The sequence below is a fragment of the Massilia sp. UYP32 genome (assembly GCF_050434365.1).
Classification (GTDB): domain Bacteria; phylum Pseudomonadota; class Gammaproteobacteria; order Burkholderiales; family Burkholderiaceae_D; genus Telluria; species Telluria timonae.
The window spans coordinates 89,806-109,017 of sequence record NZ_JBNDIK010000027.1 but is presented as its reverse complement, the minus strand read 5'-3'; the positions used below and the strand labels follow the sequence as shown (position 1 = coordinate 109,017).

Sequence of the window (19,212 nt, the reverse complement as noted above, 5' to 3'; positions counted from 1 at the left end):
ACGGTGCCGCGGCCCGAGATCGAGAACACGTCTTCGACTGGCATCAGGAAGGCGCCGTCAACAGCACGTTCCGGGGTTGGGATGTAGGTGTCCAGGGCTTCTGCCAGACGGGCGATGCACTCTTCGCCCATTTCGCCTGGCTGGCCTTCCAGCGCCATACGTGCCGAACCCTTGATGATTGGCAGGTCGTCGCCTGGGAACTCGTACTTCGACAGCAGTTCGCGGACTTCCATTTCGACCAGTTCCAGCAGTTCTGCGTCGTCGACCAGGTCGCACTTGTTCAGGAACACGATGATGTATGGAACGCCAACCTGACGCGCCAGCAGGATGTGCTCGCGGGTCTGTGGCATTGGGCCGTCAGCGGCCGAGCACACCAGGATCGCGCCGTCCATCTGCGCAGCACCGGTAATCATGTTCTTGATGTAGTCGGCGTGGCCTGGGCAGTCAACGTGAGCGTAGTGACGGTTTTCGGTTTCGTACTCGACGTGCGCGGTGTTGATGGTGATGCCGCGTGCTTTTTCTTCCGGAGCCGCGTCGATCTGGTCGTAGGCCTTGGCTTCGCCGCCGAATTTCTTCGACAGGACGGTAGCGATTGCAGCCGTCAGGGTGGTTTTGCCGTGGTCAACGTGACCGATGGTGCCGACGTTGACGTGCGGCTTGGTCCGTTCGAATTTACCTTTTGCCATTTCCTAATTCCTTTAAGAGAAACGATATATTTGTTTAACTGGAGGGATGGGACGTCCCATCCCTCCATTATCTATTACTTGGACTTCGCGGTGACGATGGCGTCAATCACGTGCTTCGGAGCTTCCGAATAGTGCTTGAATTCCATCGTGTAGGTCGCGCGGCCCTGGGTCGCCGAACGCAGCGAGGTCGAGTAACCGAACATTTCCGACAGCGGGACTTCGGCCTTGATGATCTTGCCGCCGCCGCCTGGGATTTCGTCCATGCCCTGGACCATACCGCGACGCGACGACAGGTCACCCATCACCGAGCCAGCGTAGTCTTCAGGCGTTTCCACTTCCACGGCCATCATCGGCTCGAGGATGACCGGATTCGCTTTACGGCAGCCTTCCTTGAACGCCATCGAGCCTGCCATGCGGAACGCGTTTTCGTTCGAGTCGACGTCGTGGTACGAACCGAAGGTCAGGGTGACTTTGACGTCGACCACTGGGTAACCAGCCAGCACGCCGGTGGTCAGGGTTTCGCGCACACCTTTTTCGACTGCAGGGATGTATTCGCGTGGAACCACACCGCCCTTGATCGCGTCGATGAACTCGAAGCCCTTGCCTGGCTCTTGCGGCTCGATCGACAGGACTGCGTGACCGTACTGACCACGACCGCCCGACTGCTTGACGAACTTGCCTTCGACGTCGGTGACTGCCTTGCGGATGGTTTCGCGGTATGCAACCTGTGGCTTGCCGACGGTCGCTTCCACGTTGAACTCACGCTTCATGCGGTCAACGATAATTTCCAGGTGCAGCTCGCCCATACCACCGATGATGGTCTGGCCCGATTCTTCGTCGGTACGCACGCGGAACGATGGGTCTTCCTGTGCCAGGCGGTTCAGCGCCAGGCCCATTTTTTCCTGGTCGGCCTTGGTTTTCGGCTCGACTGCCTGTTGAATCACAGGCTCAGGGAAGACCATCTTTTCCAGGGTGATGACAGCCGAAGGATCGCACAGGGTTTCGCCCGTGGTCGCTTCTTTCAGGCCGACCGCAGCGGCGATGTCGCCGGCGCGCACTTCCTTGATTTCTTCGCGCTGGTTGGCGTGCATCTGCAGAATACGACCCAGGCGTTCTTTCTTGCCCTTGACCGGGTTGTAGACGGTGTCGCCCGAATTGACCATGCCCGAGTAGACGCGGAAGAAGATCAGCTGGCCAACGAACGGGTCGGTCATGATCTTGAATGCCAGCGCCGAGAATTTCTCATTGTCGTCAGCTTTACGGGTGACCGGCTGGTCGTCTTCATCGGTACCGGCGACTGGTGGGATGTCCACTGGCGACGGCAGGTATTCGATGACGGCGTCCAGCATTGCCTGCACACCCTTGTTCTTGAACGCGGTACCGCACATCATCGGAACGATTTCCGACGCGATGGTGCGCTGGCGCAGGGCGGTCTTGATCTCTGCTTCCGACAGATCGCCTTCTTCCAGGTACTTGTTCATCAGCTCTTCGCTGGCTTCAGCAGCGGTCTCGACCAGCTTCTCGCGCCATTCGTTGGCTTGATCGACCAGTTCCGCAGGGATGTCGCGGTAGTCGAACTTCATGCCTTGCGAAGCGTCGTCCCAGATGATTGCTTTCATCTTGACCAGGTCGACCACGCCCAGGAAGTTTTCTTCCGCGCCGATCGGGATCTGCAGAGGGATCGGGTTTGCCTTCAGGCGAGCGCGCATCTGCTCGTAGACCTTGAAGAAGTTCGCGCCGGTACGGTCCATCTTGTTGACGAAGGCCAGACGTGGGACTTTGTACTTGTTAGCCTGACGCCACACGGTTTCCGACTGTGGCTGCACGCCGCCGACTGCGCAGTAAACCATGCAGGCGCCGTCGAGCACGCGCATCGAGCGTTCGACTTCAATGGTGAAGTCAACGTGGCCCGGGGTGTCGATGATGTTGATGTGGTGAGGCTCGAAGTTACCGGCCATACCTTTCCAGAAGCAGGTCGTCGCTGCCGAGGTAATGGTAATGCCGCGTTCCTGCTCTTGCTCCATCCAGTCCATCGTCGCTGCGCCATCGTGCACTTCGCCGATCTTGTGGTTGACGCCCGTGTAGAACAGGACGCGTTCGGTGGTGGTGGTTTTACCAGCATCGATGTGAGCCGAAATACCGATATTGCGGTAGCGCTCGATGGGGGTCTTGCGTGCCATAATTTTTCCTAAATCTTTGAATGGACAAAACCGAGCATCATCTTGATGATCAAAATGAGCCCGGCCTGAACAACAGATACTGCAGGGGCATATTCAGGAGAAAAATCCCCCTGCGGTCTGCCCATTTTTTTAGAAGCGGAAGTGCGAGAACGCCTTGTTCGCTTCTGCCATGCGGTGGACTTCGTCACGACGCTTCATTGCGCCGCCGCGGCCTTCAGCCGCTTCCATCAGTTCACCACCCAGACGTTGCGGCATGGATTTTTCGCTGCGCTTGTTTGCGGCTTCGCGCAACCAACGCATGGACAGCGCCATACGACGAACCGGACGAACTTCCACTGGCACCTGGTAGTTGGCGCCACCGACACGGCGGGACTTGACTTCCACCAGCGGTTTAGCGTTGTTGATCGCGGTCGTGAACACTTCCAGCGGGTCTTTGCCCGACTTGGATTGAATGTGTTCGAATGCACCGTAGATGATGTTTTCTGCAACCGACTTCTTGCCGGACAGCATCAGAACGTTGACGAATTTGGCGACATCGGTGTTGCCGAATTTTGGATCCGGCAGGATCTCGCGCTTGGGTACTTCACGACGACGTGGCATTTCAATTCCTTCCTGTCTTCAGTTGAGTGCGGATTCCACACTCGCGAAAGGCCCTCATGACCCTTCACTTACTCGGCCTTGCGGCCGGCTCAACTTATCTAATTAATGTGACGTGTCGATGACACGCACCTCGAAGATTACTTCTTCGCAGCCTTGGCACGCTTGGCGCCGTACTTCGAGCGCGCTTGCTTACGGTCTTTGACGCCCTGGGTATCCAGTGCACCGCGAACCATGTGGTAACGCACACCTGGCAAGTCTTTCACACGACCGCCGCGCAGCAGCACGACACTGTGTTCTTGCAGGTTGTGGCCTTCACCGCCGATGTACGAAATGACTTCGAAACCGTTGGTCAGACGCACTTTAGCGACTTTACGAAGTGCCGAGTTCGGCTTCTTCGGGGTGGTGGTGTACACACGGGTGCACACGCCACGTTTTTGCGGGCAGTTTTCCAGTGCCGGCGACTTGCTCTTCACAACCGCGGCTTCACGCGGCTTGCGAATCAATTGATTGATGGTTGGCATCGTTCCTAATCCAACTAAATTGCTGCTACGTTGACGACCCGGGACGGCAAACGAGCTGGCCCGGGGACTAAAACCTAGTCCCGTAAGAATTGACAGCGCAGGCGACGAAAGCCACTCGACGAAAGGAGCGGCTGCGAATGCGTATACGATGTGCAGAATAAAAACGAGAACTCGCGAATATACGCTGAATGTGACGGCGGGTCAACCGATTTGCCACTTCGCTCAGCTCGCCTGGGCGAGCGGGCCGGTAAACCGTGGTGAATGTGGCATCACCGCGACGGGCCTGCCCCATGACGGTGCAAAACGTGCCTGCGGGCACTCACGCTTGACGCGCGATCTCCACGAACGCTTCCAGGTAGGCGGTGCCGGCATCCACTTCGCGCGTGCCCAGGAAGATCTGCTTGAACACCCCTTCGTGCCCCAGCCGCACCGGCGCTACCGCCATCCTTCCCGCATACTCGTCCACCAGCCAGCGCGGCAGCGCCGCCACGCCGCGGCCGCTCGCCACCATCTGCAGCATGATGTCGGTGGTCTCGATGGTCTTGCGCTGGCGCGGCGCGCAGCCGGCCGGCAGGAAGAACTGGTTGTAGATGTCGAGCCGTTCGACGTCGACCGGATAGGTGATCAACACGTCGTCGGACAGGTCGGCCGGCTCGGCGTGGGAACGCCCGGCCAGCGGATGGCTGCTGCCCACCACCAGTACCTGCTCGTAGTCGAACACCGGCACGAAGCGCAGCCCCGGCTTGAACAGCGGGTCGGGCGTGACCAGCAGGTCGATTTCGTAGCCGTGCAGGGCCTTGAGGCCGCCGAACTGGAAGCGCTGCTTGACGTCGACGTCGACCTCGGGCCATGCGGCCAGGTAAGGATCCACCACTTTCAACAGCCACTGGTAGCAGGGATGGCACTCCATCCCGATGCGCAGGGTGCCGCGCTCGCCGCGCGCGTATTCATGCATCAGGCGCTCGGCATGCTCGAGCTGGGGCAGCACCCGTTCGGCCAGCGCCAACAGATAGCGCCCGGCCTGGGTCAGGCGCAGCGCCCGCCCCTCGCGCGTCCAGACCGGCGTGCCGAGCTGCTGCTCAAGCTTCTTCACCGTGTGGCTCAAGGCCGATTGCGTCAGGCACAGCACGTCGGCGGCGGCGGTCAGCGAGCCGCGCCGGTCGACCTCGCGGATCAGGGACAGGTGGATGCGTTCGATCATGTCACATGAATGAAATTAATGGATGGATTAAATCATACCAATTTTATTCATGAATCAAGCGGCCTATCATGAACTCATCCATTCTTATCAGGCTGACTTCACCATGACGACTACCCACACCCTCGGCTTCCCGCGCATCGGCGCGCGCCGCGAACTGAAATTCGCCCTCGAACGGTTCTGGAAGGGCGAGGCCTCGGCCCAGGAACTCGGCGCGCAGGCGGCAGCGCTGCGCCAGCGCCACTGGCAGCAGCAGGCCAGGCTCGATTTCGCCGCGGTCGGCGACTTTTCGCTGTACGACCAGGTGCTGGACATGAGCTTCACCCTCGGCAACGTGCCAGCGCGCGCGCATGCGCACCATGGCGATGCGCTCGACGCGCCGCTTCATTCTTATTTCCGGGTGGCGCGCGGCCGCAGCCAGGGCGATCACGACCACGCCTGCGGCGGCGTCCATGCCGGCGAAATGACCAAGTGGTTCGACACCAACTACCACTACATCGTCCCCGAATTCAGCGCCGACACCGGTTTCAGGCTCGACACCGCGCGCCTGGACGAACAGCTGGCCCAGGCGCGCACGCTGGGCGTGAAGGCCAAGCCGGTGATCATCGGCCCCCTCACCTATCTGTGGCTGGGCAAGGCCAAGGACGGCAGCGACCGGCTCGACCTGCTGCCCAAGCTCCTGCCGGTATATGCCGAGCTGCTGGCCTGGTTCGTCACGCAAGGCATCGAATGGGTGCAGGTCGACGAGCCGGCGCTGGTCACCGAGCTCGATGCGCGCTGGCAGGCCGCCTATGCGAGCGCCTACGACCTGCTCCAGCACAGCGGCGCGAAACTGCTGCTGGCGACCTATTTCGGCCGCCTGGAAGATAACCTGGCGCTGGCCTGCGCGCTGCCGGTGGACGGCCTGCACCTGGACGCGATCCATGCCCACGCCGAGATCGCGCCGGTGATCGACGCCCTTGGCCCGGACAAGGTGCTGTCGCTGGGCGTGATCGACGGCCGCAATATCTGGAAGACCGACCTGCACGCCACATTGGAATGGCTGGAGCCGGTGCAGCGCCAACTGGGCCAGCGCCTGTGGATCGCGCCATCGTGCTCGCTGCTGCACGTGCCGGTCGACCTGCAGAACGAGACCACGCTCGATCCCGAAATCCGCTCGTGGCTGGCGTTCGCCGTGCAGAAGCTGGAAGAATTGCGCATCCTGGCCCATGCGCTCGACCACGGCCGCTCGCAGGTGCAGCTCGAACTGGTCGAGAATGCCGCCGCGATCGACCGCCGCCGCGCCTCGAAGCGCGTATCGAATCCTCAAGTAGCGCAGGCCCTGGCCGCGATCACCCCCGAGCTGGGCCAGCGCGCCAGCAGCCACGCCGAACGCAGCCTGCAACAGGCCGCCCTGCTCCAGCTGCCGAGCTACCCGACCACCACCATCGGCTCCTTCCCGCAGACGGCGGCGATCCGCCAGGCCCGCAATGCCCATAAAAAAGGCGAACTGGATGCGGCCGCCTACGAGGAAGCGATGCGCGGCGAGATCGCGCGCTGCGTGCGCGAACAGGAAGCGCTGGGGCTGGACGTGTTCGTGCACGGCGAGGCCGAACGCAACGACATGGTCGAATACTTCGGCGAGCAGCTCGACGGCTATGCCTTCAGTCAGAACGGCTGGGTGCAATCCTATGGTTCGCGCTGCGTGAAGCCGCCGATCCTGTTCGGCGACGTGCGCCGCCCACAGGCGATGACGGTCAAGTGGACCACCTACGCACAGTCGCTGACCGACAAACCGATGAAGGGCATGCTGACCGGCCCGGTGACGATCCTGAACTGGTCGTTCGTGCGCGACGACCAGCCGAGGTCCGTGAGCTGCCGCCAGCTGGCGCTGGCCATCCGCGAGGAAGTGCTGGACCTGGAGCGCGCCGGCGTGCGCGTGATCCAGATCGACGAGGCGGCCCTGCGCGAAGGCTTGCCGCTGCGGCGCGGCGAATGGAAGGACTACCTGGACTGGGCGGTCGAGTCATTCCGCATCACGGCCAACGGCGTGGCGGACGAGACCCAGATCCACACCCACATGTGCTATTCGGAGTTCAACGACATCATCGCCGCGATCGCCGCCATGGATGCCGACGTGATCACGATCGAGACCTCGCGCTCTGATATGGAACTGCTGGACGCTTTCGATGACTTCAGCTATCCGAACGAGATCGGGCCGGGCGTGTACGACATCCATTCGCCGAACATCCCGAGCCAGGACCACATCGTGGACCTGATGCGCAAGGCCGCCACCCGCATCCCGGCCGAGCGCCTGTGGATCAATCCCGACTGCGGCCTCAAGACCCGCAATTGGGAAGAAGTGCTGCCGGCGCTGCGCAATATGGTGGCGGCGGCGCATACCCTGCGCGCCGCCTGAAGCCAGCCCTCAGTTGGTCTTTTTCAGGAAGTCGCTGACCGCCTTCACCAGCAATGGCGAGACCGGCAGCGACGGGTCGCTGTAGGCCGCGGCCTGCAGCGCCGGGTCGGCCCGTACGTGCTTGAAGATATGGTTCATGCCGGGGATGATGGCCAGGGTCGCATCGGGCTTGGCGCGATGCAGCCCATAGGCCTGGGCCACCTCCACCTGGATGTCGGTATTGCCCTGGACGATCAGCACCGGCATGGTCAGGGCGGCGATGCGCTGCGACGGCACGTACTTGAACCACGAGATCACATAGGGCTGGATACTCGGCCGGTAAGCGGCCATCAGCGCGGGCGGCACCTGGTCGACCGTCGCGCCGTTCTCGAGCGCCGCCAGGATGCGCTCGTTTTCCTTGTCGAGCTCGGGCGGCAGCTTGCCGGCAAGCTGCTTGCGCAGGATGGCCGGGGCGCCGTCGGCGGCGCCGGCGATCGAGACGAAGGCCGCGGCGCCGGCCTGCTGCGCCGCCAGCATGCCGATCAGGGATCCCTCGCTGTGGCCGATCACGGCCACCGGGCCGAAGCGCGAATCGGCCTTCAGCTTGCCGAGCCAGGCCGCGGCATCGTCGACGCCGGTCTCGAAGCGCAGCTCGGATTCAGGCGGTCCGGCCGCCAGGCTGGCGGCCACGCCGCGCTTGTCGTAGCGCAGCGAGGCGATGCCCTCCTCGGCCAGCGCCACGGCCAGCATCCTGAGGCTGTCGTTGCGGCCCGGGATCAGGGGGTTGTTGCCATCGCGGTCGGTCGGGCCGGAGCCGGCGATGATCAATGCGACACGGGGCTTGCCCTCTAGGGCGGCCGGCAATTGCAGGGTGCCGGCGATGCGGCCGGTCGGCGTGTCGAGATTGATGTGTTCTTCGGTCGTTTGGGCCGGGGCGATGCCGGCGGCCAGGAACAGCAGCAGCGTGGCAACGAGGCTGGTGGCGGATTTCATGCGCGCTCCGCGGTGATCGTCCTGGGCGAGACCGCCAGGACCGTCAGCCAGCCCAGGAAGGAAAAGCAGCGCTGCAAACCCACGAAACACAGGAACCAGACAGCCCACTGCGCGGCGCTGAACTGGACCGGCTGGTACTGGATTCCGGCCGCGTGCAGCAACCCGATCGTCGACATCGCCGTGAGGATCACCACGGGTATGAAAAACCACCACTTCCTTTCAAGCTCTGACATAGCATTCCTCATTCAATATCATTCACGCCGCCACCGGCAGGCCGCGCTGCGCCAGGCAGAAATCCTGGATCCGTTCCAGCGCCGCCTCGGCTTGACGCTGGTCCAGCCCCGCCCCGAAATGGTAGCGGCGGGTAGCGGTCTCGATCTCGATCCGGCCATGGCCGAAGCCGAGGGCATCCCACTTGGCTTCCGGCGTCCAGGCCTCCGGCGCCGGCAGCAGCCGCAGCGCGCGGATCTCGTCGGGCCGGAAGGCCAGCTCGATCGGCGGCAGCTCGCCCGCAGGGGCGATGTACAGCTCATCCCGGAACACGAAGTTGCGATACAGCGCCCAGGCGGCCACGCTCACGATGGCCAGCGCGCAGGCGGTGAAGATGGCGACGCCGGGCGACAGGTCGCGCTGCGCGCCGCTGGCCAGGCCATAGACCAGCAGGCAGACGAAGCAAAAGGACATGCACGCGGCAAAGCCGCGCTTCTGGGTTGGACAGACGATATGCAGGACCAGGCTGGCGCTCATTCCTTTTCTTCGAAAACGGCCTTGACCGTGAAAGATACCACTTCTCGGAGAATGGAATATGCGCGGATTCTCTCGCGTCCTACATTCCCGGCTCCAGCGCGCCCATGAACCAGCCCAGCTCTCCGTCCAGCGCGGCCCGGATCGGACCCGGCGTGAGGCCGGTCCAGCGCTTGAACGAGCGCCGGAAATTGGCGGCGTCATGAAAGCCCAGGTAGCGCGCGACCTGCTCGTTGTCGGCCCGCTCGACCTGGAACAGCCACAGCGCCACATGGGTGCGCACCTGGTCGAGCTCACCCTGGAAATGGGTATGGTGGCGCAGCAGCTGGCGCTTGAAGGTCGCCGGGCTGACGCCGAAGTCGGCGGCGGTGCGCTCCAGCGTCGGCGCCGTGCGCACGTTGGCCAGCAGATAGTCGTACAACGCGGCCAGGATGCCGGGTGCGCGCGCCTCTTCCTGCTCGGCGGCGCGCTGCGCCAGGCGCGCCGCCATCTCGCTGGCGCGCGGCCATGGCCGGTCGAGCCAGGCCGCCGGCAGCAACATGGCGTCGAGCTGGCAACCGAAGCGCAGCTCGGCGCCCAGGTGGACGTGGTGCTGTTCGACGTGGCGCGGGGCGCCGCGGTTGAAGCAGAAGCGCCACGGCAGGCGCTCGCCGCCCAGCCAGCGGCACAGGGCGACCACCGCCGTCATGTGCATCTCGACCAGGGCCGGCCGGAGGCCGGGCGCGCCATAGGCGTCGACCCAGTACAGCAGCGCCACCTCGCCCCAGGTCTCGAAGCGCGGCCGCAACAGCGGCGTCAGGCGCGCGTGGAAACGGCACAGGGTTTGCAGCAGCGCGCGCAGGTCCGGCGCCTGCACCAGCGCGTGGCTGGCGGCGCCGTCGTGACCGGGCAGCAGCAGCTGGCCCAGCATGAAGCTGGTGTCGGGGCTGTCCAGCGCATGCAGGGTGTTCGCCAGTTGCTGCAGGTACTGCGCCGGCGCCACCAGACGGTCGGGATGCAAGCCTGCCAGCAGACCCGTATCGCGCAGCAGGTCGGCGTCGCTCGCATCGCGCGAGCGGCCGTATTCCAGCGCCAGCGCGGGCTGCTGCCGCGCCGGGATCGACGGTTCTCCGGCCGGCTGCCAGGCGATCACACGGCGTCCATCTGGCGGCACAAGTCGGACAGCAGCGCATCCGGCGCGCCCTGGGCGGGTGCGCAACCGTGGCGCAGCGAGATCCGCACCCGGCCCTTGGGCGCATGGTGGCGCATCGAGGACACCATGCGGCACAGGTGCTGGGCGGCGTCGCGCGCCTCACCCTCGTGCAATCCGGGCATCAGCACCGCGAAGCGGTCGCCCGCATAGCGGCACAGCAGGTCTTCGTTGCGCAGGTTCAGGAGCAGCATGTGCGCCACCGCCTGCAGCACGCGGTCGCCCTCCGCCTGGCCGTGTTCGCGGTTGATGCGGTGGAATTCGTCGATGTCGAACAGCACCAGCGCGCAGCCCTGGCCATCGTTGCGCCGGCTCTCCAGGCGCAGCTGCTCGCGCAGGTAGGCGGCGTCGGCCAGCTGGGTGATGCGGTCGAACGGGCGGTGGTTGCGAAACAGCCGCTCGCGCTTGCGCATGTGGTCGGACAGCGTGGCCTGCTCGAGCCTCCAGTAAGCCATGCCAACGGTGAGGATCAGCATCCCGAGCGGCAGCAGCGACTCCAGCGCGTTGTCCCACAACGCCGCCTTGTCGACGTCGACCACCTCGTCCAGGCAGTCGGCCCAGGAACCGAGCATGATGCAGGCCAGGCCCCCGGACAGCAGCCGCGTGACCAGCCCGTCCGGTCGGCTGGACAGCACGATCAGGCACCACAGCGCCGCCAGCAGCGAGGTGCCGCCCTCGCTGGCGATGTCGACCCAGTCCCATTCGGCCACCGGGATGACCATTCCGGCGCCGACGAACAGGAAGGCAAAGGCGCCGAGCAGCGCGCCGATCAGCAGGGCATGGCGGATCACGTTGGACATGGGGGCAGCGTTCGAAGTGGATCGCCGGAACATAGCGCAGCCAGATGACCGCAGGATGACAGGATGGCAAAGCTGTGGCATCCCGGCACGGGGTCCGAACGGCTCACGTCGCATGGCGTCCGATCGCATTCACCCGCCGCCGCCCTACGGCGTGCGCCATGGGTGGCGGGTCAATTCAGCTCATCTTCGGTCTACGCAGGCGCTCTTGCGGACCGGCGTCACCAGATCGTCACATTGAGACACCAGAATCCGCCCCACTCCAACTATCTTCTTGCCCCCATGCGCCATCTCGCCCTCCCCGCCGTCACCGCCAGCCTGCTGGCCGCCGCCGGCGTCCACGCCGCGCCGGCTCCGGCCCCGGCCGTCGAATCCAGCGTGGTCGTCACCGGCCAGCGCGCCAGCCTGGCGCGCGCCATCGCCGCCCAGGAACAGGCCGACAACATCGTCAGCGTCGTCAGCAGCGACGACATCGGTCACCTGCCGGACAAGAACGCCGCCGAGGCGCTGGCGCGCGTGCCGGGCCTGTCGGTCCAGCGCGACCAGGGCGAAGGCCGCTACGTGGTGGTGCGCGGCCTGGACGCCGACTACAACAGCGTGACCATCAACGGCGCCCTGGTGCCCTCGCCGGAAGCGACGCGCCGCGCGGTGGCGCTGGACGTGCTGCCGGCCGGCCTGGTGCGCTCGCTCGAAGTGACCAAGTCGGCCACGCCCGACCAGGACGCCAACTCGCTGGGCGGCACGGTCGAGGTCAAGACCCTGTCGGCGTTCGACCTGCCGGGCAAGCTGCTCAGCGTCGGCGTGGCCGCCAGCCACGACACCAACACCGACCAGAACAGCCCCGGCGCCAACCTGCTGTGGGCCCAGCGCTTCATGGACGGCAAGCTGGGCATCGCCGCCGGCCTGTCGGGCGAGAAGCGCAAGTTCGGCTCGGACAACGTGGAAACAGGCGGGGCCTGGGACGGCGACCGCCTGGAAGGCTTCGAGATGCGCGACTACCTGCCCACGCGTGAGCGCCGCGCCGGCGCCGTCAACCTCGACTACCGCCCGGACGCCAGCACCAGCTACGCCCTGCGCGGCTTCCTCAGCCGCTTCTCGGACGAAGAGTCGCGCGACCGCATGACCGTGGGCGACTTCGAGAACGACGACGAAAGCGTGGTCGAAGGCGAGCTCGCCCCGGCGACCGTCGAGCGCCGCCTGCGCCAGCGCAAGTACACGCAAGAGATCCGCTCGCTCACCGGCTCCATGGACCGCCGCTTCGGCGACGCCTGGAAGATGCACCTCGAAGCCGCCACCAGCCGCGCCACCGACGAGACGCCGAACGCGATCAGCGACGCGCGCTTCACCAACGTCGAGAGCTTCGAGGGTGTCGGCTTTACCAACACCCGCGCCCCGCACCTGATCGCCCCGGCCGGCGTGCTTGATGCCGCCAACTACGAGCTCGATTCGTTCGCGATCGAGCGCGCCTACGCCAGGGACACCAGCCACCAGCTGCGCCTCGACCTGCAGCGCGAATTCGACGCCGGCGACTGGAACGGCGCGCTCAAGTTCGGCGCCAAGGCCACCCGCCGCGACAAGCGCACCGACACCGACGCCTGGGAATTCGGCAGCGACGACCCGGAAGACGGCGATTACTGGGGGGCCGGCCCGACCTCGATGAGCGCCTTCGTCAATGGCACACGCATCGACTACCCGTTCGGCAACCTTGGCTACACGCTCGACCCGAACCTGGTACGCGCCCGCTTGGCCGGCCTGAACCGCGAGGGCGCGCGCGCGATCGTCGACTCGGCGCTGGACGACTTCAAGCTGCAGGAAGACATCGACGCCGCGTACGTGCAGGCCAGCCTGCGCAGCGGCGCCTGGTCGCTGCTGGCGGGCGTGCGCGCCGAGCGCACCCGCTTCAAGGCCGACGGCTCGCAAGTGACGGACGAAGAAGAGATCACGCCGCGCGGCGCTGCGCGCTCCTACACCAACTGGCTGCCGGGCGTGCACCTGCGCTACGACCTCGACCAGCACACCAGCCTGCGCGCGGCATGGAGCAACTCGGTGGTGCGCGCCAATTTCGCCCAGCTGGCGCCGGGCGTCAGCCTGGATGGCGACGATGAAGCCACCATCGGCAACCCGGACCTGAATCCGCTGCGCTCGCACAACCTGGACCTGGGCATCGAGCGCACCATCGGCGGCGACGGCGTGGTGTCGGCCTATGTCTTCACCAAGGATATCAAGGACTTCACCTACGCCACCGACCTGGCCGGCCGCGGAGACTGGGTCGACTTCAATAGCGCGATCTCGTACGCCAACGGCGAACAGGCGCGCGTGCGCGGCATCGAACTGGCCTGGCAGCAGCCGCTGCGCATGCTGCCGGCGCCGTTCAACGGCCTGCTGATCGGCATCAACGGCGCCATCACCCACTCGCGCGCCGATATCGACAGCGCCGATGGCGACGGCGGCGTGGCGTCGCGCAGCATCCGCATGCCGGGCCAGTCGAACCGCATCGGCAACCTGATGGTCGGCTACGAGTCGGGTCCGTTCAGCGCGCGCCTGGCGATGAACTACAAGTCGCCCTACCTGCTCGAACTGGGCGAGGACGTGCTCGACGCGAGCCAGGACCGCTACGTCGACACCCAGAAGCAGCTGGACTTCTCGATGTCGTTCAAGCTCGACAAACGCTGGCAGCTGACTTTCGATGCCAGCAACCTGAACAACGAAAAATACTACGTCTACATGGGCGACAAGTCCCGCAATGCGCAACATGAACAATACGGCCGCACCTTCAAGATCGGCCTGAAAGCGAGCATCTTCTAATGAAAAAAATCGTTTCCCCGATCGTTGCACTCATCGTCCTGGCGGCGCTGCACGGCGCCATGTCCGCAGCACTCGCCGCGCCGCAAGTGGCAAAGGCGCCGCTCGACGCCGAAGAACTGGCTGCCCTGCCTGGCGGCGCCTGGCTGGCGCTGGACAAGCGCGGCCTGCGCCTGGTGGGCGCCGACGGCATCGACCGCGCGACGCTGGCCCTGCGCGGCGAGCGGCTCGACGTGCGGGCTGACGTCCATCCTTCTTCAGGCGGCGCGCTGGCGGTGCTGGTCGACTCGAACCTCGAACAGGCCCAGCCCGTGCGGATCGACCTGGCGGCCGGCACGCTGACCCGCCTGCCGGCGATTCCGAGCGCCGGCTTCGGCATCGAGGCGGCCTGCATGTACCGCGACGCCCAGAACCTCGACCACGTGTTCCTGGTGGGCGCGGATGGCCAGGCGCAGCAATGGCTGCTGGGCGAGCCCCACCGCCTGGTGCGCCGCCTGGCGCTGCCGACCGGCGTCGAACACTGCCGCGTCGACGACGCCTACGCCACCCTGTTCGTGGCCGAGGAAGGCATGGGCCTGTGGGCCTATGGCGCCGACGCCGAAGGCCCGTCGGCGCGCACGCCGGTGGCGCTGCGCGCCCCCTATGGCAAGCTGAAAGGTGAAGTCAAAGGCTTGGCCGTGCTGCCGGGCGGCGTCGCCGCCCTCGGAGAAAAAGGCGAGCTGCTCGGCTGGCGCCGCGCCGGCGCCGCATGGCAGGCATTGCCGGCGCGTGCGCTCGGCGCCGAACAACTGGTGGCCCTGGGCGGCGCCGCCCTGATGGTGCAGACGAAAAAAGGCTGGCAGTCGCCGGCCCTGGCCTGGAAAGCCGGCAGCGCGCCGCCGCGTTCCCTGCCGATCGTGATGCCGCGCATGCAGACCGCGCCGGTGGCGCAGATGGGCGACGCGGCCGACGACCCGGCGATCTGGGTCAACCCGCTTGATGCCAGCAAGTCGCGCATCCTCGGCTCCAACAAGAAGCAGGGCCTGCTGGTGTATGACCTGGACGGCCGCCAGACCCAGTTCCTGGCTTCCGGCCGCCTGAACAACGTCGACGTGCGCCAGGACCTGCGCTTCGAGGGCCAGCGCGTCGACCTGGCGCTGGCCACCCAACGCGACGAGCAGGCGATGGTGCTGTACACGATCGACGCCGGCGGCGAGCTGGCGGAAGCGGCGCGCCTGCCGACCGGCCTGGGCGACATCTACGGCACCTGCCTGTACCGCACGCCGGAAGGCGGCCTGGATGCTTTTGTGAACGACAAGGACGGCCGCTACGAGCACTGGCAGATCACCCGCAGCGGCGGAAAATACGGCGCCAGGCTGGCGCGCCAGTTCAGGGTCGCGACGCAACCCGAAGGCTGCGTGGCGGACGACCGCAGCGGCCTGCTGTTCGTGGGCGAAGAAGACAAGGCGCTGTGGGTCACGTCGGCCAGGGCCGACCAGCCGGCCAAGCTCGAGATGGTGATGCCGGTGGGCGAATGGCTGCACGACGACATCGAGGGCATGGGCATCTACCACGGCGACAAGCGCAGCTACCTGGTGGTGTCGAGCCAAGGCAACAGCAGCTACGTGGTGTTCGATGCGGCGGCGCCGTTCAAGGTGCGCGGCGCGTTCCGGGTCGGCATGGATCCGGTGGCCGGCATCGATGGCGCCTCCGAGACCGATGGCCTGGAAGTGAGCTCGGCGAACTTCGGCGGCCCGTTCGCGCGCGGCATGCTGGTGGTGCATGACGGCTTCAAGCGCATGCCCGAAGGCGCCCAGAACTACAAGGCGGTGGCCTGGGACGACGTCGCCAAGGCCCTGAAGCTGGAAGATTGAGGCGGCGCGGGTTCCGCCAGGTGGCTGCTCAACCAGCGCGCCACCTCGGCCGCCCGCTCCTCGATCCGCGGCCCGAAGCCCTGGCTCGCCAGCAGCGCGATGCCGTTCGGGTTGCGCAACACGCCCGGCGCCAGCACCGGCTGGCCGCTGGCGGTGTCGATGAAGAACGGCGCCAGCTGCTCGCGCAGCAGCGGCGCCAGCACCAGGTTGTGCGAGGACACCAGCACCAGGTCGCGCCCGGCCAGCTGCTCCAGCACGGCGCATGCCGCCGAGACCGACTCCAGGTGGTTCGTGCCGCGGAACACCTCATCGATCAGGCAGATGCCCGGCGGCTGGCCGGCGGCATCCAGCAATTCCTTCGCGCGCCGCAGCTCCGCCATGTACAGGCTCTCGCCGCCCAGCAGCGAATCCTCGCTGCGCATGCTGGCGCGCACCGGCAGCGCCGGCAGGCAGGCGCGCGTCGCGTAACAGAAGCCGAAGGCGCGCGCCGCGATCGCGTTCAGGCCCACCATCCGCAGGAAGGTGCTCTTGCCCGAGGCGTTCTGGCCGGAGACGAAGGCGCCTTTTCCTTGCAGCGTCACCGACAGCGCGGCCGGCTGCGCCATCAGGGGGTGGACGCCGCCCTCCAGCACCAGCGTGCGCGCGTCGCCGCGTTCAGCCCAGCACCAGCGCCCGATCGATGCCAGGTGGCGCGCCAGGGTCACGTCGGCCTCCAGGTTGGCGCAGGCGAGGTAGCACTCGCGCAGGAAGGCACGCTCGGTGTGGACGATGCGCAGCGTCTTGAAGTAATGCGCCACGTTGTCGGCCGCGAACCAGTCGGCATACTGCTTCGCGGCCGGGATCATGCGCAGGCTCGGCGAACGCGCCAGGCGCACGTGCAGGCGCTCGGCGCTGGCGCGCGCCTCCATGAAGGTCTCCAGCATCGGCCCGCCCTGCTTGCCCAGCAAACTGGTCGTGCGCAGCAGCGCGTGCAGGGCGCGGATGGTGGCGGTCCATTCCTCGACCGGGCGGTGATAGCGGATCTGCAGCGCCATCAGCGGGGCGAGGGCCGCCAGCGTCAGCGCCCACCCGAACGGCAGGGTGACCAGGGCCGCGAGCGACAGCAGCAGGGCCAGCGGCAGCAGCCATAGCCAGCGCGACCAGAACGGGATGGTCGGCGCCGCATCCTGGAGCAGCAGGTCGGCCACCTCGGCGTCGGCATGGCGCAAGGTCGACAGGCTGGCGTCGATCGCCTCCAGGCGCGCGCGATCGTCCATCAGCGCCTGCAGGCGAGTGCGTTGCATCGTGCAGGCGGCATCGTCGATGCCGGCGCGCAGGCGCTGGTGCAATACCTGGCGCCCGAAGATGCTGGCGTCGGGCGCCAGTTTGTCTTCGAAGGATGCGAGCAGCAGGTCGTCCCAGGTCTGGTCGTCGATGCCTGCGGCGCCATCGAGGCGGTGCAGGCGTCCGATCTCTTCAGAGGTAAAGAAGTGGCGCGGAGGCGGCGGGGTCACTGGCGCGAGGCTGCGCCACAGGTCTTGCAGGCGGTCGAACAACGACAAGGTCTGTCCTTGGGGGAGAACCGGCGGCGCCGGGTGCCAGTCCAACATACGGACGGGATTGCCAACTTGCAAGATCGCAAACAGTTGCTGGGTGAAATTACCCGTGACGGGTAGGCGACATTGAATCCGACAACGTACGTTTCCCGGCGCGCCGGTCACGGTGGCCAACCGCGCCAGCGCCCACGGCCTGGCGATCCGCGACAACAAGCTGTATCTCGTCACCGTCAAGGAGCTGTTCGTCGCCGACATCAGGCCAGACGGCCGCCTGGGCGAACTGACCATGCTGGTCGGCGACCTGCCCGATTCGGGCCAGCATCCGAACCGCGCCATGGCCTTCGGCCCGGACGGCATGCTGTACCTGAGCGTCGGCAGCACCTGCAACGAGAGCAATGTGGAAAACGCCACCCTGCTGCGCGTATCCCGCGACGGCAAGAGCCGCACCATCTTCGCCAGCGGCCTGCGCAACCTGATCGGTTTCGGCTGGCATCCGACCACGGGCGAGCTGTGGGGCTTCGACCACGGCATCGACTTCCTGGGCGACGACGTCCAGCCAGAGGAGATCAACAAGATCGAGCTGGGCAAGCAATACGGCTGGCCGCACGTGTATGGGGCCGGCGAGATCTACCCGCAAAGCACGCCGCAGGGCGAGATCACCAAGCAGCAGTGGAAGGAACGCAGCACCCCGATGGTGCTGGGCTACACCGCCCACGAGGCGCCGATGCAGTGGGTATGGGGTGCCGGCAGCGCCTTCCCCGCGGAGTATCAAGGCGACGCCTTCGTCACCATGCGCGGTTCGTGGAACCGGGTGCCGGCATCCGGCTACGAGATCGTGCGCGTGCGCTACCAGGACGGCCAGCCGACCTCGGTGGAACCGTTCGTCACCGGCTTCCTGACCGATGGCGGCAAGACCCATATCGCGCGTCCGGTCGGCCTCGCGCTGGCCAAGGACGGCGCGCTCCTAATGGCGGACGACGCCAACGGCGTGATCTACCGCATCGCCTATACCGGCGGCAAGGCGGCCGCCGCCACGCCGCCGAAGGCGCCAGCGGGTCCGATGGAAGAGCAGGTCAACAAGGGCAACAAGGTCCCGCTGGCGAACCAGCGTCCCGAGACCGAAGCCAAGGGCCAGTTGAGCGTGACGTCGCCGAGCTTCAGCGCCAACGGGATGATGGACGAGCGCTACACCGAGTATGCGGACGGCGTCTCGCCGGCGCTGTCCTGGAAAGCCGTGGCGGGCGCGAAGTCGTACGCGGTCATCGTGGAAGACCCGGACGCCAAGCCGGTCACGCCCTTCGTACACTGGGTGATGTGGAATATCCCGGCCACCATCACCAGCGTACCGGAAGGCGTGCAGGAGCAGCCGCGCCTGTCCGACCCGGACGGCGTGCTGCAGGGCCGCACCACGCGCGGCGCGCCCGGCTACTATGACCCCAAGCCGCCGGTCGGCGAGGCGGCGCACCGCTACCACTTCCAGGTCTATGCCCTCGACAAGATGCTCGACGTGCCATTCGGCGCCGACCGCGACCAGGTGCTGGCGGCGATGAAGGGCGATGTGCTGGCCAAGGGCGAAATCGTCGGCAGGTACGGCCAGAAGCAGCAGCCGCAGAAGTGAGCGCGACGCGGACAGTCCTGTCCGCGAACGACCGCAGGGAGGCCGGACGGACATCGCGGACAGCGGCGTTCGCCGGCCCTCACCTTAGGAATCAATAACTTACATCCTGGCATGGATCG

15 protein-coding genes are annotated in these 19,212 nt (G+C 66.0%); 4 read left to right on the top strand and 11 right to left on the bottom strand.

Going from position 1 to position 19,212, the window contains the following annotated elements:
• The 5 genes from ABIB42_RS20680 to ABIB42_RS20660 all read right to left on the bottom strand — a co-directional run.
• Positions 1–686, bottom strand: a 686-nt coding sequence (locus tag ABIB42_RS20680) for a GTP-binding protein (RefSeq protein WP_184238386.1), incomplete at its 3' end; no start/stop codon positions are given.
• Between the two features lie 74 nt (positions 687–760).
• Positions 761–2,866, bottom strand: coding sequence for an elongation factor G (gene fusA, locus ABIB42_RS20675; RefSeq protein WP_005663513.1), 2,106 nt, complete (start codon positions 2,864–2,866; stop codon positions 761–763).
• 129 nt (positions 2,867–2,995) lie between these two features.
• Positions 2,996–3,466, bottom strand: coding sequence for a 30S ribosomal protein S7 (gene rpsG, locus ABIB42_RS20670; protein ID WP_005663516.1), 471 nt, complete (start codon positions 3,464–3,466; stop codon positions 2,996–2,998).
• A gap of 137 nt (positions 3,467–3,603) precedes the next feature.
• On the bottom strand, positions 3,604–3,987 hold the full coding sequence (gene rpsL / locus ABIB42_RS20665; RefSeq protein ID WP_005663517.1) for a 30S ribosomal protein S12: 384 nt from the start codon (positions 3,985–3,987) through the stop codon (positions 3,604–3,606).
• Between the two features lie 319 nt (positions 3,988–4,306).
• Positions 4,307–5,188, bottom strand: a complete 882-nt coding sequence (locus ABIB42_RS20660; RefSeq protein ID WP_005663519.1) for a LysR family transcriptional regulator — start codon at positions 5,186–5,188, stop codon at positions 4,307–4,309.
• Between the two features lie 103 nt (positions 5,189–5,291).
• Here ABIB42_RS20660 and metE point away from each other — a divergent pair, with 103 nt between their 5' ends.
• Positions 5,292–7,583 (top strand): 5-methyltetrahydropteroyltriglutamate--homocysteine S-methyltransferase, encoded by a 2,292-nt coding sequence (metE, locus tag ABIB42_RS20655; RefSeq protein ID WP_429248924.1) that lies wholly within the window; start codon positions 5,292–5,294, stop codon positions 7,581–7,583.
• 9 nt (positions 7,584–7,592) lie between these two features.
• Here the strand turns inward: metE and ABIB42_RS20650 are convergent, their stop codons facing one another.
• The 5 genes from ABIB42_RS20650 to ABIB42_RS20630 all read right to left on the bottom strand — a co-directional run bounded on the left by ABIB42_RS20650 (position 7,593) and on the right by ABIB42_RS20630 (position 11,288).
• Positions 7,593–8,555, bottom strand: a complete 963-nt coding sequence (locus ABIB42_RS20650) for an alpha/beta hydrolase (RefSeq protein WP_429248923.1) — start codon at positions 8,553–8,555, stop codon at positions 7,593–7,595.
• Positions 8,552–8,788 (bottom strand): hypothetical protein, encoded by a 237-nt coding sequence (locus ABIB42_RS20645; protein ID WP_429248922.1) that lies wholly within the window; start codon positions 8,786–8,788, stop codon positions 8,552–8,554. The genes ABIB42_RS20650 and ABIB42_RS20645 overlap by 4 nt, the downstream gene beginning before the upstream one ends.
• 22 nt (positions 8,789–8,810) lie before the next feature.
• On the bottom strand, positions 8,811–9,302 hold the full coding sequence (locus ABIB42_RS20640; protein ID WP_005663525.1) for a hypothetical protein: 492 nt from the start codon (positions 9,300–9,302) through the stop codon (positions 8,811–8,813).
• 79 nt (positions 9,303–9,381) lie between these two features.
• Complete coding sequence (locus ABIB42_RS20635) at positions 9,382–10,431, bottom strand: AraC family transcriptional regulator (RefSeq protein ID WP_184239987.1); 1,050 nt, start codon at positions 10,429–10,431, stop codon at positions 9,382–9,384.
• Positions 10,428–11,288: a GGDEF domain-containing protein gene (locus tag ABIB42_RS20630; RefSeq protein WP_429248921.1), complete on the bottom strand. Its 861-nt coding sequence runs from the start codon at positions 11,286–11,288 to the stop codon at positions 10,428–10,430. The genes ABIB42_RS20635 and ABIB42_RS20630 overlap by 4 nt, the downstream gene beginning before the upstream one ends.
• 279 nt (positions 11,289–11,567) lie before the next feature.
• Here ABIB42_RS20630 and ABIB42_RS20625 point away from each other — a divergent pair, with 279 nt between their 5' ends.
• Together ABIB42_RS20625 and ABIB42_RS20620 are read left to right on the top strand one after the other, a co-directional pair.
• Positions 11,568–14,090, top strand: coding sequence for a TonB-dependent receptor (locus ABIB42_RS20625; protein ID WP_429248920.1), 2,523 nt, complete (start codon positions 11,568–11,570; stop codon positions 14,088–14,090).
• Entirely contained in the window at positions 14,090–15,940 is a 1,851-nt protein-coding gene (locus tag ABIB42_RS20620) for a phytase (protein ID WP_429248919.1), read from the top strand. Before ABIB42_RS20625 ends, ABIB42_RS20620 begins: the two co-directional genes overlap by 1 nt.
• On the opposite strand, the gene ABIB42_RS20615 is transcribed toward ABIB42_RS20620, so the two are convergent.
• Positions 15,886–17,481 carry a MutS-related protein gene (locus ABIB42_RS20615; RefSeq protein ID WP_429248918.1) on the bottom strand — a complete coding sequence of 532 codons (1,596 nt, stop codon included), beginning with the start codon at positions 17,479–17,481 and terminating at the stop codon, positions 15,886–15,888. The genes ABIB42_RS20620 and ABIB42_RS20615 overlap by 55 nt on opposite strands.
• Before the next feature lie 160 nt (positions 17,482–17,641).
• Here ABIB42_RS20615 and ABIB42_RS20610 point away from each other — a divergent pair, with 160 nt between their 5' ends.
• Positions 17,642–19,093 (top strand): YbhB/YbcL family Raf kinase inhibitor-like protein, encoded by a 1,452-nt coding sequence (locus ABIB42_RS20610; protein ID WP_429248917.1) that lies wholly within the window; start codon positions 17,642–17,644, stop codon positions 19,091–19,093.
• Positions 19,094–19,212: the final 119 nt, after the last annotated feature.